The sequence below is a fragment of the Pseudomonas sp. PSE14 genome (assembly GCF_029203285.1).
Taxonomy (GTDB): domain Bacteria; phylum Pseudomonadota; class Gammaproteobacteria; order Pseudomonadales; family Pseudomonadaceae; genus Pseudomonas.
The window spans coordinates 4586028-4612668 of sequence record NZ_CP115669.1 but is presented as its reverse complement, the minus strand read 5'-3'; the positions used below and the strand labels follow the sequence as shown (position 1 = coordinate 4612668).

Here is a 26641-nt window from a genome sequence, read left to right as displayed (position 1 = left end):
TGCGCCCCGCGTCATAACGGGCGGTGTCATGCTCAACAAGTATCCCCTGTGGAAGTATCTGCTGATCCTGGCGGTCCTGGCCGTCGGTTTCATCTATTCCGCACCCAACCTCTATCCGGATGACCCGGCCGTGCAGATCAGTGGTGCGAGCACCGCGCTGCAGGTGTCGCAGGCCGACCTGGACAAGGCCAGCAAGGCGCTGACCGACGCGGGTATCGCCGTCAAGGCGGGCTCCCTCGGCAAGAACAGCGGCCTGATCCGCCTGGCCAAGCAGGAAGACCAGCTGCCGGCCAAGGACATCGTCCGCCGCGCCCTGGGTGACGACTACGTGGTCGCCCTGAACCTGGCGCAGACCACCCCGAACTGGCTGCGCTCGATCGCTGCGCACCCGATGAAGCTGGGTCTGGACCTGTCCGGTGGTGTGCACTTCCTGCTGGAAGTGGACATGGACAAGGCGGTCGACGCCCGCATGAAGGTCTACGAAAGCGAAATCAAGAGCGCCCTGCGCAAGGAGCGCGTGCGCTACCGCAGCCTGCCGGCGCAGGACAGTGGCATCCAGCTGGGCTTCACCGAAGAAGCCGACCTGGACAAGGCCAAGTCCATCATCGCCAAGGACTACCGCGATTTCGAAGTTACCCAGAGCGAGCGCACCGGCATGCAGGTGCTGCGTCTGGGCATGACCCCGGCGAAGCTGGCGGAAATCCGCGAGTATTCGATCAAGCAGAACCTCACCACCGTCCGCAACCGCGTGAACGAGCTGGGCGTCTCCGAGCCGCTGGTACAGCGCCAGGGCGCCAATCGCATCGTGGTCGAGCTGCCGGGTGTGCAGGACACCGCCGAAGCCAAGCGTATCCTCGGCAAGACCGCCAACCTGGAATTCCGTCTGGCCGCCGAGCCGGATGCGATCAAGTCCGCCACCGAAACCTTCGAGTTCCGTGAGCCGCGCCGGCCGCCGGCGACCCTGGAGCGTGGCGTGATCATCACCGGTGACCAGGTCACCGACGCCAGCGCCAGCTTCGACGAGAACGGCCGCCCGCAGGTGAACATCCGCCTGGATGGCCACGGCGGCGAGCTGATGAACCGTGCGACCCGCAACAACGTCGGCCGCAGCATGGCGGTGGTGTTCATCGAGCAGAAGCCGATCACCCGCTATGCCAAGCAGGTGGTCGACGGCGTCGAGCAGGAAGTCGCTGTTCCGGCGTTCAAGGAAGAGAAGAAGATCATCAGCCTGGCGACCATCCAGTCGCCGCTGGGCAACCAGTTCCGCATCACCGGTCTGGACGCTCCGGGCGAGTCCTCGGAACTGGCCCTGCTGCTGCGCGCCGGTGGCCTGGCCGCGCCGATGTACTTCGCCGAAGAACGCACCATCGGCCCGAGCCTGGGTGCGGACAACATCGCCAAGGGTATCGATGCCTCCCTCTGGGGTATGGTCTTCGTGTCCCTGTTCATCATCGTGATCTACCGCTTCTTTGGCGTGATCGCCACCGTCGCCCTGGCCTTCAACATGGTCATGCTGGTGGCGCTGATGTCGATCCTCGGCGCGACCCTGACCCTGCCGGGTATCGCGGGTATCGTGTTGACCATGGGTATGGCGGTGGACGCCAACGTGCTGATCTTCTCGCGGATACGTGAGGAGCTGGCGGCCGGCATGTCCGTGCAGCGGGCGATCCATGAGGGCTTCAACCGTGCCTTCACCGCGATCCTCGACGCCAACCTGACCTCGCTGCTGGTCGGCGGCATCCTCTACGCCATGGGCACCGGCCCGGTGAAGGGCTTCGCCGTGACCATGTCCCTCGGCATTATCACCTCGATGTTCACGGCCATTCTGGTCACCCGTGCGATGGTCAACCTGATCTTCGGCGGCCGCGACTTCAAGAAGCTGTGGATCTAAGGGGCCTGAGATGAACATCAAGATCGGTACTATCAACTTCATGGGCGTTCGCAACATTGCGTTCGCCGGCACCCTGATCCTGACCCTGATCGCCCTCGGCAGCTGGTTCGTCAAGGGCATCAACTTCGGCCTCGACTTCACTGGCGGTACGTCGATCAAGCTGGCCTACGAGCAGCCTGCGGACCTTGCCAAGGTGCGTGAGCAACTGGTCGCCGCCGGTTTCGGCGAGGCGGTGGTGCAGAGCTTCGGCGACACCCGGGATGTGCTGGTACGCATGCCCAGCGAAGACCCGGAACTGGGCAAGAAGGTCGCCGCTGCGCTGCAGAAGGCCGATGCTTCCAACCCGGCGAAAGTGAATGGCGTCGAATACGTCGGCCCGCAGGTGGGTGAAGAGCTGCGCGACCAGGGCGGCCTCGGCATGCTCCTGGCGCTGGGCGGCATCCTGCTGTACGTCGGCTTCCGCTTCCAGTGGAAGTTCGCTCTGGGTGCGATCCTGTCGCTGATCCACGACGCCATCATCGTGATGGGCGTGCTGTCGTTCTTCCAGATCACCTTCGACCTGACCGTGCTGGCCGCGGTGCTGGCGGTGGTGGGCTACTCGCTGAACGACACCATCGTGATCTTCGACCGGGTGCGCGAGAACTTCCGCGTACTGCGCAAGGCTAGCCTGATCGAGAACATCAACATCTCGACCAGCCAGACCCTGCTGCGGACCATCGCCACCTCGGTGTCGACTCTGCTGGCGATCTCTGCGCTGCTGTTCTTCGGTGGCGACAACCTGTTCGGCTTCTCCATCGCCCTGTTCGTCGGTGTGTTGGCGGGTACCTACTCGTCGATCTACATCGCCAACGTGGTGCTGATCTGGCTGAACCTGTCCAGCGAGGACCTGATTCCGCCGCCGAGCAAGGAAGCCGACGAGCGCCCGTAGTAGAGCGCTTCCAGGCCCCTCCAGAAAACTCCCGCTACGGCGGGAGTTTTCGTTTGTCGGCTGTGCACTACGAACTTGCTGGAACTTTCTTACAATTCACGCGCTCCAAGGCAAGGTGAAGGGCTGAGCCCGAACAAGACGAGAGACCAGGAGGTTTATGTGAACAAGTCGTTGCTCATCGGTACCGTGCTGGGCGCTGTAGGCGTGACTGCCGGTGGCGCCGTGGCCACTTATAATCTGGTGGATCGCGGGCCTCAATATGCCGAAGTGCTCGCTGTCCAGCCGGTCAAGGAAACCATCAAGACTCCTCGCCAGGTTTGCAAGGACGTCGCAGTGACTCATCAGCGTCCTGTGAAGGACACCCATCAGATCGCCGGTACGGCGATCGGCGCCATCGCTGGCGGCCTGCTGGGTAACCAGATCGGTAGCGGCAATGGCCGGAAGATCGCCACCGTGGCGGGCGCCATCGGCGGTGGTTATGCCGGTAACAAGGTGCAGGAAGGCATGCAGGAGCGTGACACCTACACCACCAATGAAACCCGCTGCAGCACCGTCAACGACACCAGCGAGAAGGTCGTCGGTTACGACGTGAAGTACCTGCTCGACGGCAAGCCCGGCCAGGTCCGCATGGATCGCGATCCGGGGTCGCAGATTCCGGTCGACAAGAGCGGCCAACTGATCCTGGGTCAGCAATAAGCAGTCGCCAGGAGTGAACGAAAAAGGCGCCCATGGGGCGCCTTTTTCTTTGCCTTGCCTTTCGTAGGGGCGAGCTTGCTCGCGATTCGCTCAGAGCCGTAGTGTCAGAATGAAAAAGCTTCGCGAGCAAGCTCGCTCCTACAAGGAAAGCGTTCTCGCAGGCACAAAAAAGCCCGGCATTGCCGGGCTTTTTCTTGCGTGGCTCAGGTTCAGCGCTTGAGCGACGGCGGCAGGTGCGGCTGGATGCTGGTCAGCAGCGCCTTGAAGCACTTGGTGTTGCCGGCGACGATCTGGCCCTTCTCGAGGAATTCGTGGCCGCCGGTGAAGTCGCTCACCAGGCCGCCAGCTTCCTGGATCAGCAGGGCGCCCGCTGCCATGTCCCACTCGGACAGGCCGAACTCCCAGAAGGCGTCGTAACGGCCAGCGGCGACGTAGGCCAGGTCCAGGCTGGCAGCGCCGGCGCGGCGGATGCCGGCGGTCTGGCCGACCAGGCTGCGGAACATGCCCAGGTAGGCGTCCAGGTTGTCCATCTGGCTGTCACGGAACGGGAAGCCGGTGCCCAGCAGGGCGCCTTCCAGGCTCTTGCGGTTGCTGACGCGCAGGCGGCGACCGTTCAGTGCGGCGCCACGGCCACGGCTGGCGGTGAATTCTTCCTGACGGATCGGGTCGAGGACCACGGCGTGCTCGAGGCGGCCGCGGTATTTGCAGGCGATGCTGATGGCGAAGTGCGGAACGCCATGGATGAAGTTGGTGGTGCCGTCCAGCGGATCGATGATCCACAGGTAGTCGGCGCCTTCGCCGCTGCCTTCCAGCATGCCGCCTTCTTCGCCCATGATCCCGTGATTCGGGTAGGCCTTGCGCAGGGCGGTGACAATGGAGAGTTCAGCCGCGCGATCGACTTCGGTGACGTAGTCCTTGGCTTCTTTTTCGTTGACCGAGAGGGTGTCCAGGCGTTCGATGGAGCGGAAGATCAGTTCACCGGCGCTGCGAGCGGCGCGCAGGGCGATATTCAGCATGGGCTGCATGGAGAGGTCACCTGGGTCGTTAAAGAAAGCCGGACATTCTAACAGAAAACCATGGCACTCATAGAGCGACCTGTCGCCTGCGTGGCGCAAGACCCACCGCTGCGGTAGGATTCCCTCCCTTTTTTCGCTTTTATGTGGAGTCGCTGGCGTTGCTCGACAGAATTCGCGTGGTGCTGGTCAACACCAGTCATCCCGGCAATATCGGCGGTACGGCCCGTGCGATGAAGAACATGGGCCTGTCGCGCCTGGTGCTGGTCGATCCGATGGATTTCCCCAGTGGCGAGGCGCGCGCCCGTGCTTCCGGCGCCGATGACATCCTCGATGCGGCCGTGGTCGTGCCGACCCTGGAAGACGCCCTGGTCGGTTGCAGTCTGGTGCTGGGCACCAGTGCGCGCGACCGCCGCATTCCCTGGCCGCTGCTCGATCCCCGTGAGTGCGCCACCACCAGCCTGCAGCACGTGCAGCAGGGTGGCGAGGTCGCGCTGGTCTTCGGTCGCGAATATGCGGGTCTGACCAACGAGGAATTGCAGCGATGTCAATTCCATGTGCATATCCCGGCCAATCCCGAGTTCAGCTCGCTGAACCTGGCGACGGCGGTGCAGGTGCTGGTCTACGAGGTGCGCATGGCCTGGTTGGCGGCCCAAGGCCAGCCGACCAAGCAGGAGAAGGTGGAGTCCACCGCGATGCTCAACAGCATTCCGGTGACGTCGGATGAGCTGGAGCGTTTCTACGCACACCTGGAGTCGACCCTGGTGGATATCCAGTTCCTCGATCCGCAGAAGCCGCGCCATCTCATGTCGCGTCTGCGCCGCTTGTACGGCCGCAGCGGCGTCAGCAAGCTGGAGATGAATATCCTGAGGGGTATTCTGACCGAAACACAGAAGGCTGCCCGTGGGGAGCTTTCCAAGCGGAGTGATGAAGATGTTTGAGCGTGTGCGCGAAGATATCCAGAGCGTATTCCATCGTGACCCGGCGGCGCGCAACGCCTTTGAGGTGCTCACCTGCTATCCGGGCCTGCACGCGGTGTGGCTGCATCGCCTGGCTCATGCCCTGTGGGCGTCCGGCTGGAAGTGGCTGGCACGCATGGTGTCCAACTTCGGGCGCTGGATGACCGGTATCGAGATCCATCCCGGCGCCAAGATCGGTCGGCGTTTCTTCATCGACCACGGCCTGGGTATCGTCATTGGCGAGACTGCCGAGATCGGTGACGACGTGACTATCTACCAGGGCGTGACCCTGGGCGGCACCAGTTGGAACAAGGGCAAGCGTCACCCGACCCTGGCCGATGGCGTGGTGGTGGGGGCGGGCGCCAAGGTGCTCGGTCCGTTCACTGTTGGTGCTGGCGCCAAGGTGGGCTCCAACGCGGTGGTCACGAAAGAGGTACCGCCAGGGGCTACCGTCGTAGGTATTCCTGGTCGGATCATCATGAAGGACGATGCCGACCAGGCCGCCAAGCGCCAGGCCATGGCCGAGAAGCTTGGCTTCGATGCCTACGGCGTCAGCCAGGACATGCCTGACCCGGTGGCGCGTGCCATTGGTCAGTTGCTCGATCACCTGCAGGCCGTTGATGGCCGCCTGGAAGGGATGTGCAAGGCGCTGACGGCTCTAGGCAGCGACTATTGTGCGAAAGATCTGCCGGCGCTGCGTGAAGAGGACTTCGCTGGCGTGAAGGACACCGAGGACAGCAAGTCGGCGCAGTGATGCGCCGACGCTGGCACTCTGCTAAAATACGCCGCCGCTCGCTGGTTAATTCCGACTAAAGTAATAGGGCTTATAGTTGACCTAAATAGTCGGAAAAGAGCATACTCCCCCTAAACCAGCGATTCTTCCGGATTTCCCCATGCGATTGACCACCAAAGGCCGCTATGCCGTCACCGCCATGCTCGATCTGGCGTTGCACGCCCAGCGTGGTCCGGTTTCTCTCGCCGATATTTCCGAGCGCCAGGGCATCTCCCTGTCCTACCTGGAACAGCTGTTTGCCAAGTTGCGCCGTGGCAACCTGGTGGTCAGCGTGCGCGGTCCGGGCGGCGGCTACCAGCTGTCCCGCGACATGACCGGCATCCACGTTGCCCAGGTGATCGATGCGGTCAACGAGTCGGTCGACGCTACCCGCTGTCAGGGTCAAGGCGACTGCCACTCCGGCGATACCTGTCTGACCCACCACCTGTGGTGCGACCTCAGCCAGCAGATTCACGAGTTCCTCAGCGGCATCAGCCTGGCCGACCTGGTCGAGCGCCGCGAAGTTCAAGAGGTCGCCCAGCGCCAGGACGAGCGCCGTTGTTCGGGCAGCAAGACGCCGCGCCTCGACAAGATTGAAGCGTCCGCCATCGATTGAGCGAACGCCCGCCTGTAGGAGTTACCTGATGAAATTGCCGATTTACCTCGACTACTCCGCCACAACCCCGGTGGACCCGCGTGTCGCTCAGAAAATGGCTGACTGCCTCCTGGTAGATGGCAATTTCGGCAACCCGGCGTCGCGCTCCCACGTCTTCGGCTGGAAGGCCGAGGAAGCAGCCGAGAACGCTCGTCGCCAGGTCGCCGAGCTGGTCAATGCCGACCCCCGCGAGATCGTCTGGACTTCCGGTGCCACCGAGTCCGACAACCTGGCGATCAAGGGTGTTGCGCACTTCTATGCCACCAAGGGCAAGCACATCGTCACCTCGAAGATCGAGCACAAGGCGGTCCTGGATACCTGCCGCCAGCTGGAGCGCGAAGGCTTCGAGGTCACCTACCTGGAGCCGACTCCCGAGGGCATCATCACCCCGGCGATGGTCGAGTCCGCCCTGCGTGAGGACACCATCCTGGTGTCGGTCATGCACGTGAACAACGAAGTCGGCAGCGTCAACGACATCGCTGCCATCGGCGAGCTGACCCGCTCCCGCGGCATCCTGCTGCACGTCGACGCCGCCCAATCGGCCGGCAAGATCGACATCGACCTGGAAAAGCTCAAGGTCGACCTGATGTCCTTCTCTGCCCACAAGGTCTATGGCCCCAAAGGCATGGGCGCCCTGTACGTGCGCCGCAAGCCGCGCGTCCGCCTGGAAGCCCAGATGCACGGTGGCGGCCATGAGCGCGGCATGCGTTCGGGCACCCTGGCGACCCACCAGATCGTCGGCATGGGCGAGGCCTTCCGCATCGCCAAGGAAGAAATGCACCAGGAAATGGCTCGTATCGAAGGCCTGCGCAAGCGCTTCTTCGAGCAGGTCCAGGGCCTGGAAGAGCTGTACGTCAACGGCAGCGCCACTTCCTACGCACCGAACATCCTCAACGTCAGCTTCAACTACGTCGAGGGCGAGTCGCTGATGATGTCGCTCAAGGACCTGGCCGTATCGTCCGGTTCCGCCTGCACCTCGGCCTCGCTGGAGCCGTCCTACGTGCTCCGCGCCCTGGGTCGCAACGACGAACTGGCGCACAGCTCCATCCGTTTCAGCTTCGGCCGCTTCACCACTGAAGAAGAGGTCGACTATGCCGCCAATAAGGTGGTGGAAGCCGTTTCCAAGCTGCGTGAACTCTCGCCGCTGTGGGATATGTTCAAAGAGGGTGTCGACCTGTCCAAGGTCGAATGGCAGGCCCACTGACCCGCCCCATAGATGTGAGGATTAGCCATGGCTTACAGTGACAAGGTCATCGACCACTACGAAAACCCGCGCAACGTCGGCAAGCTCAACGCCGAGGACCCGGACGTCGGTACCGGCATGGTCGGCGCGCCGGCCTGCGGCGACGTGATGCGCCTGCAGATCAAGGTCAACGAGCAGGGCGTCATCGAGGACGCGAAGTTCAAGACCTACGGCTGCGGCTCGGCTATCGCTTCCAGCTCCCTCGCCACCGAGTGGATGAAGGGCAAGACCCTGGATGAAGCCGAATCCATCAAGAACACCACCATCGCCGAAGAGCTGGCCCTGCCGCCGGTGAAGATCCACTGCTCGGTGCTCGCCGAGGACGCCATCAAGGCGGCCGTACGCGACTACAAGCAGAAGAAAGGTCTTCTCTGAACTGCGATTCGTTGAGTAAGGAGTTCCCATGGCCATCAGCATGACCGAAGCCGCCGCCAACCACGTTCGCCGCTCCCTCGAAGGGCGCGGCAAGGGCGAGGGCATTCGTCTTGGCGTGCGCACCACCGGGTGTTCCGGTCTGGCCTATGTGCTGGAGTTCGTCGACGAGCTGGCAGCCGAGGACCAGGTGTTCGAGAGTCACGGCGTGAAGGTCATCATCGACCCGAAAAGCCTGGTCTACCTCGACGGCACCGAGTTGGACTTCACCAAGGAAGGCCTCAACGAGGGCTTCAAGTTCAACAACCCGAACGTGCGCGGTGAGTGTGGCTGCGGCGAAAGCTTCAACGTCTGAGGTCGGGCGTGGGTAGTCCCTGTCACTTCGCGCTGTTCGACCTGCAGCCAGGCTTCCGGATCGACCTGGAAGCCCTTGGCAACCGCTACCGCGAGCTGGTGCGCAACGTCCATCCGGATCGTTTCGCCGATGCCTCCGAGCGCGAGCAGCGACTGGCGCTGGAAAAGGCCGCCGAGCTCAACGACGCGTACCAGACGCTTAAGAGCGCTCCGCGCCGTGCCCTTTACCTGTTGGCCTTGCGTGGCAACGCGTTGCCACTGGAAGCCACGGTGCAGGATCCGGAGTTCCTCCTGCAGCAGATGCGTCTGCGCGAGGAGCTGGAAGACCTGCAGGACAGCGCCGATCTCGATGGCGTGGCGTACTTCAAGCGCCAGCTGAAATCGGCCCAGCAGCAGCTGGACGCGGAGTTCGCCGATTGCTGGGATGACCCGGCCCGCCGCGAGTTGGCCGAGCGCCTGGTGCGGCGCATGCAGTTCCTCGACAAGCTGGCGCAGGAAGTGCGGCAGCTCGAAGAGCGACTCGACGATTAATCCGCGCGGCCCGTGCCGCGCCCGATAAGCCTGATTAGAAACCGCATGGCCCTACTGCAGATCGCCGAGCCCGGACAGAGCCCCCAGCCACACCAGCGTCGGCTGGCCGTGGGGATCGACCTGGGCACCACCAATTCCCTGGTCGCCGCCGTGCGTAGCGGCGTTGCCGCTCCGTTGCCCGATGAGCGCGGCGAAGTCATCCTGCCGTCGGCGGTGCGCTACCTCGCCGATCGTATCGAGGTGGGGGAGAGCGTGCGTGCCGGTGCGGCCCTGGACCCGCTGAACTCCATCATCTCGGTCAAGCGTCTGATGGGGCGCGGCCTGGAGGATGTGAAGCAGCTCGGTGGCCAACTGCCGTACCGTTTCGTTCAGGGCGAGTCGCACATGCCCTTCATCGAGACCGTCCAGGGCGCCAAGAGCCCGGTGGAAGTCTCGGCGGAAATCCTTCGTACCCTGCGTCAGCGCGCCGAATCCACCCTGGGTGGCGAGCTGGTCGGTGCGGTGATCACCGTTCCCGCCTATTTCGACGACGCGCAGCGCCAGGCCACCAAGGACGCCGCGCGTCTGGCTGGCCTGCACGTATTGCGTCTGCTCAACGAGCCGACCGCTGCGGCAGTGGCCTACGGCCTGGACAAGAACGCCGAGGGCGTGGTCGCCATCTACGACCTGGGCGGCGGTACCTTCGACATATCCATCCTGCGCCTGACTCGTGGTGTCTTCGAAGTCCTGGCCACCGGCGGCGACAGCGCTCTGGGTGGCGACGATTTCGACCATGTCATCGCCGGCTGGATCATCGAGCAGTCTGGTATCTCGGCCGATCTCGATCCGGGCGCCCAGCGTCGTCTGCTGCAGACGGCTTGCGCGGCGAAGGAGGCGCTGACCGATAGCGCCAGCACTCCGGTAGCCTACGAGGGCTGGAGTGGTGAGCTGAGTCGCTCGCACATGGAGTCGCTGATCGATCCGCTGATCCAGCGCAGCCTCAAGGCCTGCCGGCGCGCCGTGCGCGATTCCGGTGTCGAGCTGGAAGAGGTCAGCGCGGTGGTCATGGTCGGTGGTTCCACCCGCGTGCCGCGTGTGCGTGAACTGGTGGGCGAGCTGTTCGGTCGCGAGCCGCTGACCGATATCGATCCGGACCAGGTGGTCGCCATCGGTGCCGCCATCCAGGCTGATGCCCTGGCTGGCAACAAGCGCGGCGAAGAGCTGCTGCTGCTGGACGTAATTCCTCTGTCGCTCGGCCTGGAAACCATGGGCGGGCTGATGGAGAAGGTGATTCCGCGCAACACCACCATCCCGGTGGCCCGCGCCCAGGAGTTCACCACCTACAAGGATGGCCAGACGGCCATGATGATTCATGTGCTGCAAGGCGAGCGTGAGCTGGTCAAGGACTGCCGGTCCCTGGCGCGCTTCGAGCTGCGTGGCATTCCGCCGATGGTGGCCGGTGCGGCGAAGATCCGCGTCAGCTTCCAGGTCGACGCCGACGGTCTGCTGGGCGTGTCTGCCCGTGAGCTGTCCTCGGGCGTTGAGGCGAGCATCCAGGTCAAGCCGTCCTACGGCCTGACCGATGGCGAGATTGCCCGCATGCTGCAGGATTCCTTCCAGTACGCCGGTGACGACATGGCCGCCCGCGCCCTGCGCGAGCAGCAGGTTGAGGCCCAGCGTCTGCTGGAGGCTGTGCAGTCGGCCCTGGACGCCGACGGCGAGCGCCTGCTGGACGCCGAGGAGCGCGTGGCGATTGATGCCAACATGGAATCCCTGCGCGAACTGGCGGCCGGCAGCGATACCGCCGCCATCGAACAACAGATCAAGCGCCTGTCCCAGGTGACCGACGCCTTTGCCGCGCGCCGTATGGACGCCACCGTCAAGGCCGCACTGGCCGGTCGCCGGCTCAACGAAATCGAGGAATAAGCCAAGATGCCGCAGATCGTATTTCTGCCGAACGCCGAACATTGCCCGGAAGGTGCGGTGATCGAGGCCCAGCCGGGCGAAACCATCATGAAAGCGGCGCTGCGCAACGGCATCGAGATCGAGCATGCCTGCGAGATGTCCTGTGCCTGCACCACCTGCCACGTGATCGTGCGCGAAGGCTTCAACTCCATGGAAGCCTCCGACGAGCTGGAAGACGACATGCTGGACAAGGCCTGGGGCCTGGAGCCGGATTCGCGCCTGTCCTGCCAGGCCGTAGTCGGCGAGGAAGATCTGGTGGTGGAGATTCCGAAGTACACCATCAACCAGGTGTCCGAAGGTCACTGAGCGGAGCGCCAACGATGAGTCTGAAATGGGTTGATGTGCTCGAAATCGCCATCCAACTGGCTGAATCCAAGCCGGATGTCGATCCGCGCTACGTGAATTTCGTCGATCTGCACACCTGGGTGCTGGCATTGCCGGAGTTCAGCGACGATCCTTCCCGCGGCGGTGAAAAGGTCCTGGAGGCCATCCAGGCCGCCTGGATCGAAGAGCTCGACTGAGGGCGCGCGGCACGCTTGCCGCGTACCCATTTGTCATGAACCCGCGTATAATTCGCGGGTTTTATCTTTAGGTGTGCTCTGAAAAAATTCCCGAGGGAATTTCTTCAGCCGCCGGCCCCGCAGCAGTCGGGGACGGTCCCGCGTCGCCGTCCGCCGGGCGGCGCCTGCGGCAAACCCTTGAATCACAGGAGCTCCTGGCCTATGCCAGGGGCTTCTTGGCTTTACCAACCTTGCTTTCCGGAGTTATTTCCATGGCCCTGCAACGTACCTTCTCCATCATCAAGCCCGACGCTGTTGCCAAGAACGTCATCGGCGAAATCCTGACCCGCTTCGAAAAAGCCGGTCTGCGCGTCGTCGCTTCGAAGATGGTTCAGCTGTCCGAGCGCGAAGCTGGCGGTTTCTACGCCGAGCACAAAGAGCGTCCCTTCTTCAAGGACCTGGTTGCCTTCATGACCTCCGGCCCGGTTGTCGTTCAGGTTCTGGAAGGCGAAGACGCCATCCTGCGCAACCGTGAGCTGATGGGCGCCACCGATCCGAAGAAAGCCGACGCTGGCACCATCCGCGCCGACTTCGCCGTTTCCATCGACGAGAACGCCGTACACGGTTCCGACTCGGAAGCTTCCGCAGCTCGCGAAATCGCTTACTTCTTCTCCAGCACCGAGGTGTGCGAGCGCATTCGCTAATCCAGGCGAATGAGCGAGGGTGAATCCATGACTGATACCGCTGTAAAGGCCAACCTGCTGGGCATGACCAAGCCCCAGCTCGAGGAATTCTTCGAGTCCATCGGTGAAAAGCGCTTCCGCGCCGGCCAGGTGATGCAATGGATTCACCACTTTGGCGCCGTCGATTTCGACGCCATGACGAACGTTGGCAAGGCCTTGCGCGAAAAGCTCAAGGCCGTTGCCGAAATTCGTCCCCCGGAGATCGTCAGCCAGGACATTTCCTCTGACGGTACCCGCAAGTGGGTGGTGCGCGTGGCCTCGGGCAGTTGCGTCGAGACCGTGTACATTCCCCAGGGCGGCCGCGGCACCCTGTGTGTGTCGTCCCAGGCCGGTTGCGCGCTGGACTGCAGCTTCTGCTCCACCGGCAAGCAAGGCTTCAACAGCGACCTGACCTCCGCCGAGATCATCGGCCAGGTGTGGATCGCCAACCAATCGTTCGGGACCATCCCGGGCAAGATCGACCGTGCCATCACCAACGTGGTGATGATGGGCATGGGCGAGCCGCTGCTGAACTTCGACAACGTCGTGACCGCCATGAGCATCATGATGGAAGACCTCGGCTACGGCATTTCCAAGCGCAAGGTGACCCTGTCCACCTCCGGCGTGGTGCCGATGATCGACAAGCTCGCCGAGGTGACCGACGTGTCGCTGGCCCTGTCGCTGCACGCGCCGAACGACGAACTGCGCAACAAGCTGGTACCGATCAACAAGAAGTACCCGCTGGATATGCTGCTCGACGCCTGCTATCGCTACATCACGCGCCTGGGCAAGGAACGCGTGCTGACCGTCGAGTACACCCTGCTGGCCAACGTCAACGACCAGCCCGAGCATGCCGAGCAACTGATCGCATTGCTCAAGGATTTCCCTTGCAAGATCAACCTGATTCCGTTTAATCCGTTCCCGCATTCAGGTTACGAGCGGCCGAGCAACAATGCCATCCGCCGTTTCCAGGACATGCTGCACAAAGGTGGTTTCAACGTGACGGTGCGCACCACCCGTGGTGACGACATCGATGCCGCCTGTGGTCAATTGGTGGGCCAGGTGATGGACCGCACCCGCCGCAGCGAACGCTACATCGCCGTCCGCCAGCTGGCGACGGAAAACGAGCAGGCGTCGAACGCCGCCAATCGAAACTGATCAAGGGAGGATTCCAATGACCCTGCGCGCCGCGCTGTTCTTGCTGTTGGCAACCGTGCTGACGGGTTGCGTGACGTCTGGTAAACAGGATCCTCTGAAAACCGAGAAGGGCCGGGATGAGGCGCGTGACGCCTACATCCAGCTGGGGCTCGGCTACCTGCGGGCCGGCAATGCCGAACAGGCCAAGGTCCCGCTGCGCCAGGCACTGGAACTCGATCCGTCCAGTGCCGATGCGCATACCGCACTCGCCGCGGTCTACCAGACCGAGATGGAGCCGCAGCTGGCCGAGACCGAATACCGCAAGGCGCTTTCGTCCCGTTCGGATGATGCGCGCATCCTGAACAACTACGGCGGCTTCCTGTTCGAGCAGAAACGCTACAAGGAAGCCTACGACGTCTATATCAAGGCCGCCGAGGATGGTCTGTATCCCGAGCGTTCGCGCATCTTCGAGAACCTCGGGCTGGTCAGCCTGCAGCTCAAGCAGCGCGAGCAGGCCAAGGAATACTTCGAGAAGGCCATTCGCCTCAATCGCAATCAGCCCAGTGCGCTGATCGAGATGGCCGAACTCAATTACCAGGATCGTCAGTACGTTCCGGCGCGAGCCTACTACCAGGAATACCTCAAGCAGGGCCCGCAGACCGCGCGCAGCCTGCTGCTGGGAATTCGACTGGCGAAGATCTTTGACGACAGGGATACCGCTGCCAGCTACGGGCTGCAACTCAAGCGCCTGTATCCCGCTTCTCCTGAATACCAGGCATACCAGGCGGATAAATGATGAGCACGTCGCAGTCCGATGTCATCGGCACGACCCGCGCCAATCCTGGCGACACGCTGCGCCAGGCGCGCGAGAACAAAGGCTGGAGCGTTGCCCAGGTCGCAAGCCAGCTGAACCTGACCGAGCACTCCTTGCGCCAGCTGGAGCAGGGCTCCTTCGATCAGTTGCCCGGCCACACCTTCGCCCGTGGCTACGTCCGTGCCTACGCCAAGCTGCTGGGCATGGACCAGGGACAGATGGTCCAGGCGTTCGACCAGTACACCGGCACCGATGCCACCGGCAGCAACGTGCACAGCCTCGGCCGCGTGGTCGAGCCGGTGCGCCTGTCGCGTAACCTGCTGCGCCTGTTCAGCCTGGTGCTGCTCGCCCTGCTGATCGGCTTCGGCTACTTCTGGTGGCAGGAGCGCGCAGCGCGCACCGCCGAGAGTGGCAGCCTGAACATGGAGCACGTCGAGGTCGAGAGCGCCGACGGCACCACCGAAATCCATACGCTCGACGAGCCGGAAGACCAGGCGGTTGCCGAAGACCAGGCCAATCCCTCGACCGTGCCTGCCGAGCCGGCCGGCGATAATGTCGCTGCCGAGGCTCCGGCCGAAGGCACGCCCCCGGTTGCGGCCAACCCCACTGCTCCGGCGCTGCCGAGCGCGCCCGTCGCCACCGAGGCCGCTCCGGCCCAGGCTCCGGCAGCCCCCGCTCAACCAGCCGCCGCTCCGCAGCCTGCTGCACCGGTTGCTCCGGTCGCACCGGTCGAAGCCCAGCCGGCCGCTCCGGTGGTCGCCGCCGCGGGTCAGGGTGTGGTCAAGATCCAGTTCACTGAAGACTGCTGGACCCAGGTTACCGATGCCGACGGCAAGGTCCTGTTCGGCTCGCTCAAGCGCAAGGGTGACACCCTGGAGCTGGCGGCCAAGGCTCCGGTGCAACTGCGCCTGGGCTTCGCCCGCGGTGCGCAGGTCAGCTACAACGGCCAGCCGGTCGCAGTGACCCCGGCGCGCGGCGGTACCGCGCGTGTGACCCTGGGTGGACAGTAACGATGCATTGCGAGTCTCCGATCAAACGCCGCCCGTCCCGCAAGATCTGGGTGGGTAACGTGCCGGTGGGTGGGGATGCCCCCATCGCCGTGCAGAGCATGACCAACACCGACACCCTGGATGTGGCCGCCACCGTCGGCCAGATCCGCCGTCTGGAAGAGGCCGGCGCCGACATCGTGCGCGTCTCCGTACCGGACATGGACGCCGCTGAGGCGTTCGGCAAGATCAAGCAGCAGGTCAAGGTTCCGCTGGTTGCCGACATCCACTTCGACTACAAGATCGCCCTGCGCGTCGCCGAACTGGGCGTCGACTGCCTGCGCATCAATCCCGGCAACATCGGTCGCGAAGACCGCGTGAAGGCCGTGGTGGATGCTGCCCGCGATCGCAACATCCCGATCCGTATCGGCGTCAACGCCGGTTCCCTGGAAAAGGACCTGCAGAAGAAGTACGGCGAACCGACCCCGGAAGCCCTGCTGGAATCGGCCATGCGCCACGTGGATCACCTCCAGCGCCTGGACTTCCAGAACTTCAAGGTCAGCGTGAAGGCCTCCGACGTGTTTATGGCCGTCGCCGCCTACCGCCTGCTGGCCAAGGAAATCGAACAACCCCTGCACCTGGGCATCACCGAAGCCGGTGGCCTGCGTTCGGGCACCGTGAAGTCCGCCGTCGGCCTGGGCATGCTGCTCGCCGAAGGCATTGGCGACACCATCCGCATCTCCCTGGCCGCCGATCCGGTGGAAGAGATCAAGGTTGGCTTCGACATCCTCAAGTCGCTGCGCCTGCGCTCCCGTGGCATCAACTTCATCGCCTGCCCGAGCTGCTCGCGGCAGAACTTCGATGTGGTGAAGACCATGAACGAACTCGAAGGCCGCCTGGAGGACCTGCTGGTGCCGCTGGACGTTGCCGTGATCGGCTGCGTGGTCAACGGCCCCGGCGAAGCCAAGGAAGCCCACATCGGCCTCACCGGTGGCACGCCGAGCAACCTGATCTACATCGACGGCAAGCCGGCGCAGAAGCTGCAGAACGAAAACCTGGTGGATGAGCTGGAACGGCTGATCCGCGAAAAAGCGGCCGAGAAGGCCGAAGCCGACGCCGCACTGATCGTGCGTGGCTGACCGCAACAAGGACCCTACGTGAGCAAGTCCCTGCAAGCCATCCGTGGCATGAACGACATCCTGCCGGAACAGACCCCGGCCTGGCGCTATCTGGAAAGTACCTTCGCCGAGCTGCTCGATGGCTACGGCTACAAAGAAATCCGCCTGCCGATCCTGGAGTTCACCGAACTCTTCGCCCGCGGCATCGGTGAAGGCACCGACGTGGTCGACAAGGAGATGTACACCTTCCTCGACCGCAACGGCGAATCCCTCACCATGCGTCCGGAAGGTACCGCAGGTTGCGTGCGTGCCGTGCTCGAACACGGCCTTTCCGGCGGCGGCCAGGTGCAGAAGCTGTGGTACACCGGCCCGATGTTCCGCTACGAGAAGCCGCAGAAGGGCCGCTATCGCCAGTTCCACCAGATTGGCGTGGAAGTCTTCAACCTGCCCGGACCGGACATCGACGCCGAGCTGATCATCCTCACCTGGCGCCTGTGGCAGAAGCTGGGCATGGCCGATGCCGTGACCCTGCAGTTGAACACCCTGGGTTCCAGCGAGGCCCGTGCGCGCTACCGTGATGCGCTGGTCACCTATCTCCAGGATCGCTTCGACCAGCTCGACGAAGACAGCCAGCGCCGCATGACCACCAACCCGCTGCGCATCCTCGACAGCAAGGTGGAGAGCACTCAGGCCCTGCTGGTCGGCGCGCCGACCCTGCACGACTACCTGGACGAAGAGTCGCTCGCCCACTTCGAGGGCCTGAAGGCCCGTCTGGACGCGGTTGGCCTGCGCTACGAGATCAACCAGAAGCTGGTGCGCGGCCTGGACTACTACTGCCGTACCGCGTTCGAGTGGGTTACCGAGAAGCTCGGCTCCCAGGGCACCGTTTGCGGCGGTGGCCGCTACGACGGCCTGGTCAGCCAGTTCGGCGGCAAGCCGACCCCGGGCGTGGGCTTCGCCATGGGCGTGGAGCGCCTGGTGCTGCTGCTGGAAACCCTGGGTCTGGTACCCGAGGAACTCAGCCGTCCGGCCGACCTCTACCTCTGCGCCTTCGGCGAGGCGGCCGAGCTTGCCGGCCTGAGCCTGGCCGAGCGCCTGCGCAACGCCATCCCCGGCATTCGCCTGCTGGTCAACGCCGGCGGTGGCAGCTTCAAGAGCCAGTTCAAGAAGGCTGACAAGAGCGGTGCACAGTTCGCAATGATTCTGGGTGACGACGAACTGGCCAACCGCGTGGTAGGTTTCAAGCCCCTGCGTGGCGAGGGCGAACAACAGAACATCGCCTGGGACGCTCTGCCCGAGCACCTGGCAGCCTGCCTGCAGCAGGCTTGAGAATCGAGCGGATAGGAGTATTGGGGTGAGTACGCGTACCGAAGAAGAACAGATCGCCGACATCAAGGACTGGTGGCAGCGCAACGGCATGCCCCTGCTGACCGGTGCCGCCCTGGCACTGGTGGTGGTATTCGGCTGGCAAGCCTGGAAGAAGTACCAGAACAACCAGGCCCAGGGTGCCTCCGTGGTTTACCAGGCCCTGCTGGAAACCGCCCTGAACCCTACTGGCAAGCCGGACACCGCCAAGGTTGCCGAGCTGGCCAACAAGCTGACCAGCGAATACGCCGGTACCCCGTACTCCCAGTATGGCCGCCTGTTCGTCGCCAAGGTCGCGGTGGACAACGGCAAGCTGGATGACGCCGTTCTGGAACTCAAGGCCATCGTCGACAAGCCGGTGGACGCTACCCTCGGCGAGCTGGCGCGCCAGCGCCTGGCCCGCGTGCTGAGCGCCCAGGGCAAGGCCGAGGAAGGGCTGAAGCTGCTCGAAGGCAACGCCGACAAGGCCTATGTCGCCACCCGCGAAGAACTGCGCGGCGACCTGCTGGTCCAGCTCAAGCGTGAAGACGAGGCGCGCAGCGCCTACGAGAAGGCCAAGGCCGCCCTGCCGGAAGACGCCGCCGTCGGTGCCCTGCAGATGAAACTCGACGACCTGGCCAAGGGAGACGCCTGACATGCTGCGCTGGAAACATGCCGCGCTGCTCGCGCTGACTCTGTTGGCCGTAGGTTGCAGCAGCAACAGCAAGAAAGAACTGCCGCCGGCGGAACTCACCGATTTCAAGGAAGAGGTCCGTCTGGAGAAGCAATGGAGCCGCTCGGTCGGTGACGGCCAGGGCGAGCTGTACAACCTGATCGAACCGGCGGTGGATGGCCAGACCATCTACGCCGCCTCCGCCGAAGGCCGGGTCATGGCGATCCAGCGCGAAAGCGGCGACGTGCTGTGGAAAAAGGATCTCGACCTGCCGGTTTCCGGCGCCGTTGGCGTTGGCAACGGACTGGTCCTGCTGGGCACCATGCGTGGCGACGTGATCGCCCTGGACGCCGGCAGCGGCGAACAGAAGTGGCGCGCCAAGGTCACCAGCGAAGTGCTGGCGGCCCCGGCCACCAACGGTGACGTGGTGGTGGTGCAGACCCAGGACGACAAACTGATCGCCTTCGATGCCGCCACCGGCAACCAGCGCTGGATCTACGAAGGCACCGTACCGGTGCTGACCCTGCGCGGTACCGGTGCTCCGCTGATCGACGGACGCCTGGCGTTGGCTGGCCTGGCCAGCGGCAAGGTCGTTGCTGTGGACGTACAGCGAGGCCTGCCGGTGTGGGAACAGCGCGTTGCCATTCCGCAGGGCCGTTCCGAACTGGACCGCGTAGTCGACATCGACGGCGGCTTGGTGTTGCAGGATGGCGTTCTGTACGTTGTCAGCTACCAGGGCCGTGCCGCTGCACTGGACGAAACCACCGGCCGCGTACTGTGGCAGCGTGAAGCTTCCAGCTATGTCGGCGTCGCCGAAGGTACTGGCAGCGTGTTCGTCAGCCAAGCATCTGGCACTGTGGAAAGCCTGGATTCCCGTGGCTCGTCCTCGCTGTGGAGCAACGACGCCCTGGCTCGCCGCCAGCTGTCCGCTCCGGCCGTGTTCTCGAGCAACGTAGTGGTAGGCGACCTGGAAGGTTACGTGCACCTGCTGAGCCAGGTGGATGGTCGTTTCGTTGGCCGCGAGAAGGTCGACGGTGACGGCGTGCGGGTTCGCCCGCTGGTAGTCGGCAGCTGGATGTACGTGTTCGGCAACAGCGGCAAGCTGGTCGCCTACACGCTCCGCTAAGCTGAGTGTTACTGCCGGCCGCTGCCGTGAAAAACGGCAGCGGCCGTCGTGTTTTCTGAAAATCTGAAATTTCCTGGAGAGCCGCATGGTTCCCGTAATAGCCCTGGTGGGCCGCCCGAACGTCGGCAAGTCCACCCTGTTCAACCGCCTGACCCGCACCCGTGACGCCATCGTCGCCGAGTACGCAGGGCTCACCCGCGACCGCCAGTACGGCGAGGCCAAGTGGCAGGGCAAGAAATTCATCGTCATCGATACCGGCGGTATCTCCGGTGACGAAGAGGGTATCGACGCCAAGATGGCCGAGCAGTCGCTGCAGGCCATCGAAGAGGCCGATGCCGTCCTGTTCATGGTCGATTCCCGCGCCGGCCTCACCGCCGCCGACGAGATGATCGCCGAGCACCTGCGCAAGAAGAACAAGCGCAGCTTCCTGGTGGCCAACAAGGTCGACACCGTCGATCCGGACATCGCCCGCGCCGAGTTCAGCCCGCTGGCCCTGGGGCATGCGATCCCGATCGCCGCCGCCCACGGCCGTGGCATCACCCAGATGCTGCAGGAAGCCCTGGGCGAGATGTTCGCTCCCGAGCCCGAGGCGCCGGAAGACAACGACCTGCCCGGCGAACTGGAAGAAGTCGCCGAGGGCGAGGAAGCCAAGCGCATCCCCGGTCCGAGCGAGAAGGATGGCATCAAGATCGCCATCATTGGCCGTCCCAACGTCGGCAAGTCCACCTTGGTCAACCGCATGCTCGGTGAAGAGCGTGTGATCGTGTACGACCAGGCCGGCACCACCCGCGACAGCATTTACATCCCCTTCGAGCGCAACGAAGAGAAGTACACCCTGATCGACACCGCCGGCGTGCGCCGTCGCGGCAAGATCTTCGAAGCGGTGGAAAAGTTCTCCGTGGTGAAGACCCTGCAGGCGATCCAGGATGCCAACGTGGTCATCTTCGTCATGGATGCCCGCGAGGGTGTGGTCGAGCATGACCTCAACCTGCTCGGCTTCGTGCTGGAAACCGGCCGCGCGCTGGTCATCGCCCTGAACAAGTGGGATGGCATGGAGTCGGCCGAGCGCGAGTACGTGAAGACCGAGCTCGAGCGCCGGCTGATGTTCGCCGACTTCGCCGACATCCACTTCATCTCTGCACTGCACGGCACCGGCGTCGGCCACCTGTACAAGTCGGTGCAGGACTCCTTCCGCTCCGCCGTGACCCGCTGGCCCACCAGCAAGCTCACGCAGATCCTGGAAGACGCCATCCAGGTGCACCAGCCGCCGATGGTCAACGGCCGTCGCATCAAGCTGCGCTATGCCCACCTGGGCGGCGCCAACCCGCCGCTGATCGTGATCCACGGCAACCAGGTGGATGCGGTGCCCAAGGCGTATACCCGTTACCTGGAGAAGACCTATCGCCGCGTCCTCAAGCTGGTCGGCACGCCGATCCGCATCGAGTACAAGGGCGGCGACAACCCGTTCGAGGGCAAGAAGACCCAGCTCACCGAACGCCAGGTCAACAAGAAGCGCCGGCTGATGTCGCACCACAAGAAGGCCGAGAAGAAGAAGAAAGACAAGCGTAAATAACGTCTGTCGGACTTCAGGCGTACGGCTGTAGGCGATAGAGTAGGGGCCTCCCTCTTATCGCCCGCAGCCTGTAGTCACGCCATGCTCACCAGCAAACTGCCGAACGTCGGCACCACCATCTTCACCCGCATGTCCCAGCTCGCCGCCGAATGTGGTGCGCTGAACCTCTCCCAGGGTTTCCCCGACTTCGACAGCCCCGCGCCCTTGCTCGAAGCCGTCGCCCGCCGTGTGCTGGCCGGGCATAACCAGTACAGCCCGATGACCGGCCTGCCGGCCCTGCGCGAGCAGGTCGCGCTGAAAGTCGCCGACTTCTATGGCCGCAAGGTCAGCGCCGATGCCGAGGTGACCATCGTCCCCGGTGCTACCGAAGGGATCTTCTGCGCGGTGCAGGCGCTGATTCGCCCGGGCGACGAGGCCATCGTCCTCGACCCCTGCTACGACAGCTACGAGCCCTCGGTGGAACTGGCCGGCGGCCGCTGCGTGCATGTGCCGCTGAGCCTGCCGGACTTCCGCATCGACTGGCAGCGCATGGCCGACGCCATCACCCCGCGCACCCGCCTGATCTTCCTCAACAGCCCGCACAACCCCAGCGGTGCGCTGATCGACCGCGCCGACCTGGATCGCCTGGCGGCGCTGATTCGCGACCGCGAGATCTATGTCATCAGCGACGAGGTCTACGAGCACCTGATCTACGACGGCGTGCAGCATGCCAGCGTGCTGGCCCATGACGAGCTCTACCCGCGCGCCTTCGTCATCAGCTCCTTCGGCAAGACCTACCACGTCACCGGCTGGAAGACCGGCTACGTGGTAGCGCCACCGGCGCTGTCGGCGGAAATGCGCAAGATCCACCAGTACGTGAACTTCTGCGGCGTGACTCCGCTGCAGTGGGCGCTGGCTGACTTCATGGCCGCGCACCCCGAACACCTGCGTGAACTGCCGGGCTTCTATCAGGCCAAGCGCGACCTGTTCTGCGACTTGCTGGAAGGTTCGCGCTTCCGCTTCCAGCGCGCCGCCGGCACCTACTTCCAGGTGGTGGACTACTCGGCGATCCGCCCGGACCTGGACGACGTCGCCATGTCCGAATGGCTGACCCGCGAGCATGGCGTGGCCGCCATTCCGGTCTCGGTGTTCTATCAGCAGGCCCCGGCGGACATGCGCCTGGTGCGCTTCTGCTTCGCCAAGAAAGAGGAGACGCTGCGCCAGGCGGCGGAAAGACTATGCGCGATCTGAGCCAACTGCCCGACCTCAAGCTGGCCCTGGTGCAGACCACCCTGGTCTGGCATGACGCCAAGGCCAACCGCGAGCGCTTCGAGGCGCTGCTGGAAAGCGCCCGTGGCGCGGACGTGGTGATACTCCCGGAGATGTTCACCACCGGCTTCTCCATGGACTCCGAGGCGCTGGCCGAGGCGGAGGAGGGCGAGACCTACGCCTGGCTGCGTGGGCAAGCCGCGAAGCTCGATGCCGTGGTCTGTGGCAGCGTGATCATCCGCGCTGCCGACGGCAGCCATCGCAACCGCCTGCTCTGGGCGCGCCCGGACGGCGAGGTGCAGCACTACGACAAGCGCCACCTGTTCCGCATGGCCGGTGAGCACAAGCACTACACGCCGGGTGAGCAGCAGGTGCTGCTGGAGTGGAAGGGCTGGCGGATTCGCCCGCTGGTCTGCTACGACCTGCGCTTCCCGGTGTGGAGCCGCGATGCCCGGGACACCGATTTGCTGCTCTACACCGCCAACTGGCCGGCCGCGCGTCGGCAGCACTGGAACCGTCTGCTGCCGGCACGGGCCATCGAGAACCTGTGCTATGTCGCGGCGGTCAACCGCGTCGGTGAAGACGGCAAGGGCCACGCCTATTCCGGCGACAGCCAGGTGCTGGATTTCCAGGGCGACAACCTGCTGGCGGCGGGGAGTGCCGATGGCGTGTTCCAGATCGCCCTGAGCGCAGCGGAGCTGGCGGCTTACCGGGAGCGCTTCCCGGCCTATCTGGATGCGGACCGGTTCGATATCCAGCTCTGATATCAGTTCGTCCGCGATGCTCTTAAGAGTCCGATATTCCAGCGACCCAGGATCGATGCGGCTTTTGTAGGAGCGAGCTTGCTCGCGAACCACCCCGCTCAAGAGCCAGAGCGTTCGCGAGCAAGCTCGCTCCTACAGGTCTATTCGGCCTTCAGTACGCGCTGGCGGTGTTCAGCCGCTGGATCGCTTCATCGCTGAGTTTCAGTTCGATCGCCGCGATCAGGTCCGGCAACTGCTCCAGCTTCGACGCACTGGCGATCGGTGCGGTGATGGTCGGCCGCGCCATCAGCCAGGCCAGGGCGACCTGCGTCGGCGTCGCGTTCAGTTCGTTGGCCACTGCCTCCAGCGCATCGATGATGGCGAAGCCGCGCTCGTTCATGAAGTTCTTCACCTTGTAGCCGCGCACGCTGCTCTTGTTGAGGTCCGCTTCGCTGCGGTATTTGCCGGTGAGAAAACCCGCCGCGAGGGAGTAGAAGCTGATCACCCCGAGCCCCAGTTGCTTCACCGTGGGTTCCAGATTGGTCTCGTAGTTGGCGCGGTCGTAGAGGTTGTAGTTGGGTTGCAGGCTCTGGTAGTTCGGCAGCTTCAGGCGGTCGCAGAGCTCGCGGGCCTCGCGCAGACGCCGGGCATCGAGGTTGGAGGCGCCGATCACCCGCACCTTGCCGTTCTCCACCGCTTCGGCGAAGGCGCCCATGGTTTCCTCCAGGGAGGTGTGCGGGTCGTCGCAATGGGCCTGGTAGAGATCGATGTAGTCGGTCTGCAGGCGCTTGAGCGAGCGCTCCAGGGCCTGTTCGATGTACACCGCCGACAGGCCCTTGTGGCCGTTGCCCATGTCCATGCCGACCTTGGTGGCGATCTGCACCTGATTGCGCTTGCCGGTCTTCTTCAGCCACTTGCCGATCAGGATTTCCGACTCGCCGCCGACGTGCCCGGGCACCCAGCGCGAATACACGTCGGCTGTGTCGATGCAGTTGATTCCCGCGTCGACCACCGCATCCAGCAGGCGGAAGGAGGTGGCTTCGTCCGCCGACCAGCCGAACACGTTGCCGCCGAACACCAGGGGCGGAATCGCCAGTCCGGACTGGCCCAGTTCGCGACGTTTCATCTGTCAGGTCTCCCCCGGCTGCACTGTCGTTGAACCAGCATAGACGGCAGAGACGTGATAGACGTGGGACATGGTTGACAGGTGTATAGGAGCTTGCGCACTATCGGTGACCTGATTTCGCACACAGAAATTGCCCATGCTTGCCAACTTCGACTTCTCGCTGCCGCTCCCGGGCTTCTCCGCCCAGGCTGGCGTATGCGTCGTCGTTGCCAAGAAATCGAAGAAACAGTCGCTCATTTGACCGGGGCGTGCTGTCCCGTCAGATGGGCTGACAGGACACAAGGCGCCAGGTCTTCAATTCTCCCCGCTTGATTCCCGCATCCCTCCCTGACGGCGACCAGACGGTCAGCCACAAGGAGTTTTTGCATGTCTACGTTTCGTGGAATCTGGGTGGCCCTGGCCACTCCCTTCCGTGCCGGGGAAGTCGATTTCGCCGCGCTGCACAACCTGGTTTCCCGACTGCTGGAAGACGGCGTCGCCGGCTTCGTGGTCTGCGGCACCACCGGGGAGGCGGCGGCGCTGAGCCATGAGGAGCAACTCGCCGTCCTCGATGCCGTGCTGCAGTGGGTGCCGCCCGCGCAGGTGATCATGGGCCTGGCGGGCAATAACCTGCGTGAGCTGCTGGCCTTCCAGGAAGAGATCCAGCGCCGCCCGCTGGCCGGTCTGCTGGTGCCGGCGCCGTACTACATCCGTCCGTCGCAGGTGGGGCTGGAGTCCTTCTTCCAGACCGTGGCCGACGCCGCCACTGTGCCGGTGGTGCTTTACGACATTCCCTACCGTACCGGTGTGCGTATCGAGCGCGAGACCCTGCGGCGCATCGTGCGTCATCCGCGCATCGCCGCGATCAAGGACTGCGCCGGTGACCTCGAGACCACCCTGGCGCTGATCGCCGATGGCGAGGTCGAGGTGCTCACGGGCGAGGACCTGCAGATCTTCAACAACCTATGTCAGGGCGGTGCCGGGGCGATTTCCGCGTCGGCCCATGTGCGCGCCGATCTCTATGTGCGCATGCAGCGTCAGGTCGAGTCGGGCGATCTCGCCGCGGCGCGGGCGACCTTCTACCGTCTGCTGCCGTGGATCCAGGCCGCCTTCGCCGAGCCCAACCCGGCAGCAGTCAAGGCAGCGTTGGCCTTGCAGGGGGTAATCGCCGACGAACTGCGCGAGCCGATGCAGCGCTGCGCCCCGGCTACCATCGAGCGGCTGCGCGGCGTGCTGGCGGCGCTGGCGGATTAGGAGGGGAGGGCCGGCAATGGGTTTTGCTCTATCATGACGGCCTGCCCATTGCCGAGTGCCCATCATGACCACGACTCCCTACCTGCTGGACCAGCTGGAAACCGCCGACATGCTGTTGATCGACGGCCTTCACGCCTGGCAGTTCGAGCTGAACGAGTCACTGCTGGACCAGGCCGACGCTGCCGCCCACGCGGACCAACCCTTCGCCAGCGAGGAGGTGGTGCTGCTGATCGAGTCCATCGATGGCCGCGATCGCCGTCAGTGGGCCTTCACCTACAACGAGGTGATGGAGGCGCGTTATCAGGCTGGGGAGGAGACCTGGCTGCTGCATGCCGGTGACAAGGAACATCGCCTGTGCTGCCTGGGGGCCGTGACCGCCAGCGGCGACGACGAGTAAGACGTGAAGGCCCCCGATGGGGCCTTCGGTGTTTTGGGGCCTTGCCCGGCGAAACTCAGGTATTCATGCCCAGCAGGTAGGCAACGATCAGGGTAACGACGAAGATAGCCCCCCATGCCGCTAGCAGGAACAGCAGGCTGATGCCAAAGGCTCGCCAGTTGGAGAGGAACGTTCCGCCACGGCTCGCGTGCTGCTCCAATGCATCTCCGGTCACCTGTTTCGCGTATTCATGCATGGAGAGCACGGCGACGATGGTAAAGGGAGCCAGGGGGATGCCGTCCGGGAGCAGCCCAAGCAATGCAAGCCCGATAGAGATGGCAATTCCTACGTACCAGACTTGTTGAATGCGATCGTGAAGGCCCAGGTGGCGGAGGTTCTGCGTCATGACCCAGGCCCCGGCAAGCGGAGTGCCGAAAAAGGTGGCGATGCCAACAGCCCTGAGTCGGTAGAGCGCTTCGCCGCCAGCCATACTGGGCGCATTCTTCAGAACGGCGGACGGTGTCTGGAACGGATTGTCCTGCGGTGCGCTCATGTTTTCGTTCC

29 protein-coding genes are annotated in these 26641 nt (G+C 64.0%); 26 read left to right on the top strand and 3 right to left on the bottom strand.

The genetic code is table 11. From position 1 onward, the window contains the following. Nucleotides 1–28: 28 nt before the first annotated feature. From secD to O6P39_RS21100, 3 genes are all read left to right on the top strand, one after another. Entirely contained in the window at nt 29–1891 is a 1863-nt protein-coding gene (gene secD, locus O6P39_RS21110; protein ID WP_275608372.1) for a protein translocase subunit SecD, read from the top strand. Between the two features lie 10 nt (nt 1892–1901). Beyond that, nucleotides 1902–2819, top strand: coding sequence for a protein translocase subunit SecF (gene secF, locus O6P39_RS21105; protein WP_275608371.1), 918 nt, complete (start codon nt 1902–1904; stop codon nt 2817–2819). Between the two features lie 159 nt (nt 2820–2978). Next, entirely contained in the window at nt 2979–3515 is a 537-nt protein-coding gene (locus O6P39_RS21100) for a glycine zipper 2TM domain-containing protein (RefSeq protein WP_275608370.1), read from the top strand. Nucleotides 3516–3724: 209 nt separating this feature from the next. Here O6P39_RS21100 and suhB read toward each other — a convergent pair whose 3' ends face one another. Beyond that, nucleotides 3725–4540 carry an inositol-phosphate phosphatase gene (gene suhB, locus O6P39_RS21095; RefSeq protein WP_275608369.1) on the bottom strand — a complete coding sequence of 272 codons (816 nt, stop codon included), beginning with the start codon at nt 4538–4540 and terminating at the stop codon, nt 3725–3727. 149 nt (nt 4541–4689) lie between these two features. Between suhB and trmJ the strand changes: the two genes are divergently transcribed. From trmJ to O6P39_RS20990, 21 genes are all read left to right on the top strand, one after another. After that, entirely contained in the window at nt 4690–5469 is a 780-nt protein-coding gene (gene trmJ, locus O6P39_RS21090; RefSeq protein ID WP_275608368.1) for a tRNA (cytosine(32)/uridine(32)-2'-O)-methyltransferase TrmJ, read from the top strand. Further along, nucleotides 5462–6241: a serine O-acetyltransferase gene (cysE, locus tag O6P39_RS21085; protein ID WP_275608367.1), complete on the top strand. Its 780-nt coding sequence runs from the start codon at nt 5462–5464 to the stop codon at nt 6239–6241. Before trmJ ends, cysE begins: the two co-directional genes overlap by 8 nt. Before the next feature lie 139 nt (nt 6242–6380). Then, nucleotides 6381–6875 carry a Fe-S cluster assembly transcriptional regulator IscR gene (gene iscR / locus O6P39_RS21080; protein ID WP_152225360.1) on the top strand — a complete coding sequence of 165 codons (495 nt, stop codon included), beginning with the start codon at nt 6381–6383 and terminating at the stop codon, nt 6873–6875. A gap of 28 nt (nt 6876–6903) precedes the next feature. Further along, entirely contained in the window at nt 6904–8118 is a 1215-nt protein-coding gene (locus tag O6P39_RS21075) for an IscS subfamily cysteine desulfurase (protein WP_275608366.1), read from the top strand. 27 nt (nt 8119–8145) lie between these two features. Continuing rightward, nucleotides 8146–8532, top strand: a complete 387-nt coding sequence (gene iscU / locus O6P39_RS21070) for a Fe-S cluster assembly scaffold IscU (RefSeq protein WP_015478505.1) — start codon at nt 8146–8148, stop codon at nt 8530–8532. 28 nt (nt 8533–8560) lie between these two features. Next, a complete protein-coding gene (gene iscA / locus O6P39_RS21065; protein WP_207887490.1) occupies nt 8561–8884 on the top strand; it encodes an iron-sulfur cluster assembly protein IscA in 324 nt (107 codons plus the stop codon). An 8-nt stretch (nt 8885–8892) separates the two neighbouring features. Beyond that, nucleotides 8893–9414 (top strand): co-chaperone HscB, encoded by a 522-nt coding sequence (gene hscB / locus O6P39_RS21060; protein WP_275608365.1) that lies wholly within the window; start codon nt 8893–8895, stop codon nt 9412–9414. 45 nt (nt 9415–9459) lie between these two features. Further along, nucleotides 9460–11319 (top strand): Fe-S protein assembly chaperone HscA, encoded by a 1860-nt coding sequence (gene hscA, locus O6P39_RS21055; protein ID WP_275608364.1) that lies wholly within the window; start codon nt 9460–9462, stop codon nt 11317–11319. A 6-nt stretch (nt 11320–11325) separates the two neighbouring features. Next, entirely contained in the window at nt 11326–11664 is a 339-nt protein-coding gene (gene fdx, locus O6P39_RS21050; RefSeq protein ID WP_015478501.1) for an ISC system 2Fe-2S type ferredoxin, read from the top strand. A gap of 14 nt (nt 11665–11678) precedes the next feature. After that, on the top strand, nt 11679–11879 hold the full coding sequence (gene iscX, locus O6P39_RS21045; protein ID WP_275608363.1) for a Fe-S cluster assembly protein IscX: 201 nt from the start codon (nt 11679–11681) through the stop codon (nt 11877–11879). A gap of 251 nt (nt 11880–12130) precedes the next feature. Next, a complete protein-coding gene (ndk, locus tag O6P39_RS21040) occupies nt 12131–12562 on the top strand; it encodes a nucleoside-diphosphate kinase (protein WP_015478499.1) in 432 nt (143 codons plus the stop codon). Nucleotides 12563–12589: 27 nt separating this feature from the next. Further along, complete coding sequence (rlmN, locus tag O6P39_RS21035; RefSeq protein ID WP_275608362.1) at nt 12590–13738, top strand: 23S rRNA (adenine(2503)-C(2))-methyltransferase RlmN; 1149 nt, start codon at nt 12590–12592, stop codon at nt 13736–13738. 16 nt (nt 13739–13754) lie between these two features. Next, a complete protein-coding gene (gene pilW / locus O6P39_RS21030) occupies nt 13755–14513 on the top strand; it encodes a type IV pilus biogenesis/stability protein PilW (RefSeq protein WP_275608361.1) in 759 nt (252 codons plus the stop codon). Then, the gene (locus O6P39_RS21025; RefSeq protein ID WP_275608360.1) at nt 14510–15541 is read left to right on the top strand and encodes a RodZ family helix-turn-helix domain-containing protein; all 1032 of its coding nucleotides are present in this window, start codon (nt 14510–14512) and stop codon (nt 15539–15541) included. Before pilW ends, O6P39_RS21025 begins: the two co-directional genes overlap by 4 nt. A 2-nt stretch (nt 15542–15543) precedes the next feature. Next, nucleotides 15544–16656, top strand: coding sequence for a flavodoxin-dependent (E)-4-hydroxy-3-methylbut-2-enyl-diphosphate synthase (gene ispG, locus O6P39_RS21020; protein ID WP_275608359.1), 1113 nt, complete (start codon nt 15544–15546; stop codon nt 16654–16656). Between the two features lie 18 nt (nt 16657–16674). Continuing rightward, nucleotides 16675–17964 carry a histidine--tRNA ligase gene (gene hisS, locus O6P39_RS21015; RefSeq protein ID WP_275608358.1) on the top strand — a complete coding sequence of 430 codons (1290 nt, stop codon included), beginning with the start codon at nt 16675–16677 and terminating at the stop codon, nt 17962–17964. Between the two features lie 25 nt (nt 17965–17989). Beyond that, nucleotides 17990–18634 (top strand): YfgM family protein, encoded by a 645-nt coding sequence (locus tag O6P39_RS21010; protein ID WP_275608357.1) that lies wholly within the window; start codon nt 17990–17992, stop codon nt 18632–18634. A 1-nt stretch (nt 18635) separates the two neighbouring features. After that, nucleotides 18636–19778 carry an outer membrane protein assembly factor BamB gene (gene bamB / locus O6P39_RS21005; protein ID WP_275608356.1) on the top strand — a complete coding sequence of 381 codons (1143 nt, stop codon included), beginning with the start codon at nt 18636–18638 and terminating at the stop codon, nt 19776–19778. 85 nt (nt 19779–19863) lie between these two features. Further along, nucleotides 19864–21351 carry a ribosome biogenesis GTPase Der gene (gene der / locus O6P39_RS21000; protein ID WP_275608355.1) on the top strand — a complete coding sequence of 496 codons (1488 nt, stop codon included), beginning with the start codon at nt 19864–19866 and terminating at the stop codon, nt 21349–21351. Nucleotides 21352–21432: 81 nt separating this feature from the next. Next, complete coding sequence (locus O6P39_RS20995; RefSeq protein ID WP_275608354.1) at nt 21433–22581, top strand: pyridoxal phosphate-dependent aminotransferase; 1149 nt, start codon at nt 21433–21435, stop codon at nt 22579–22581. After that, nucleotides 22569–23363, top strand: coding sequence for an amidohydrolase (locus tag O6P39_RS20990; protein WP_275608353.1), 795 nt, complete (start codon nt 22569–22571; stop codon nt 23361–23363). Before O6P39_RS20995 ends, O6P39_RS20990 begins: the two co-directional genes overlap by 13 nt. Before the next feature lie 151 nt (nt 23364–23514). On the opposite strand, the gene O6P39_RS20985 is transcribed toward O6P39_RS20990, so the two are convergent. Continuing rightward, nucleotides 23515–24468: an aldo/keto reductase gene (locus O6P39_RS20985; protein ID WP_275608352.1), complete on the bottom strand. Its 954-nt coding sequence runs from the start codon at nt 24466–24468 to the stop codon at nt 23515–23517. Nucleotides 24469–24834: 366 nt separating this feature from the next. Between O6P39_RS20985 and dapA the strand changes: the two genes are divergently transcribed. Then, nucleotides 24835–25701 carry a 4-hydroxy-tetrahydrodipicolinate synthase gene (gene dapA, locus O6P39_RS20980; RefSeq protein WP_275608351.1) on the top strand — a complete coding sequence of 289 codons (867 nt, stop codon included), beginning with the start codon at nt 24835–24837 and terminating at the stop codon, nt 25699–25701. A 64-nt stretch (nt 25702–25765) separates the two neighbouring features. Continuing rightward, on the top strand, nt 25766–26098 hold the full coding sequence (locus tag O6P39_RS20975; protein ID WP_275608350.1) for a DUF5629 family protein: 333 nt from the start codon (nt 25766–25768) through the stop codon (nt 26096–26098). Between the two features lie 55 nt (nt 26099–26153). Here O6P39_RS20975 and O6P39_RS20970 read toward each other — a convergent pair whose 3' ends face one another. Further along, on the bottom strand, nt 26154–26630 hold the full coding sequence (locus O6P39_RS20970) for a hypothetical protein (protein WP_275608349.1): 477 nt from the start codon (nt 26628–26630) through the stop codon (nt 26154–26156). Between the last annotated feature and the right edge of the window lie 11 nt (nt 26631–26641).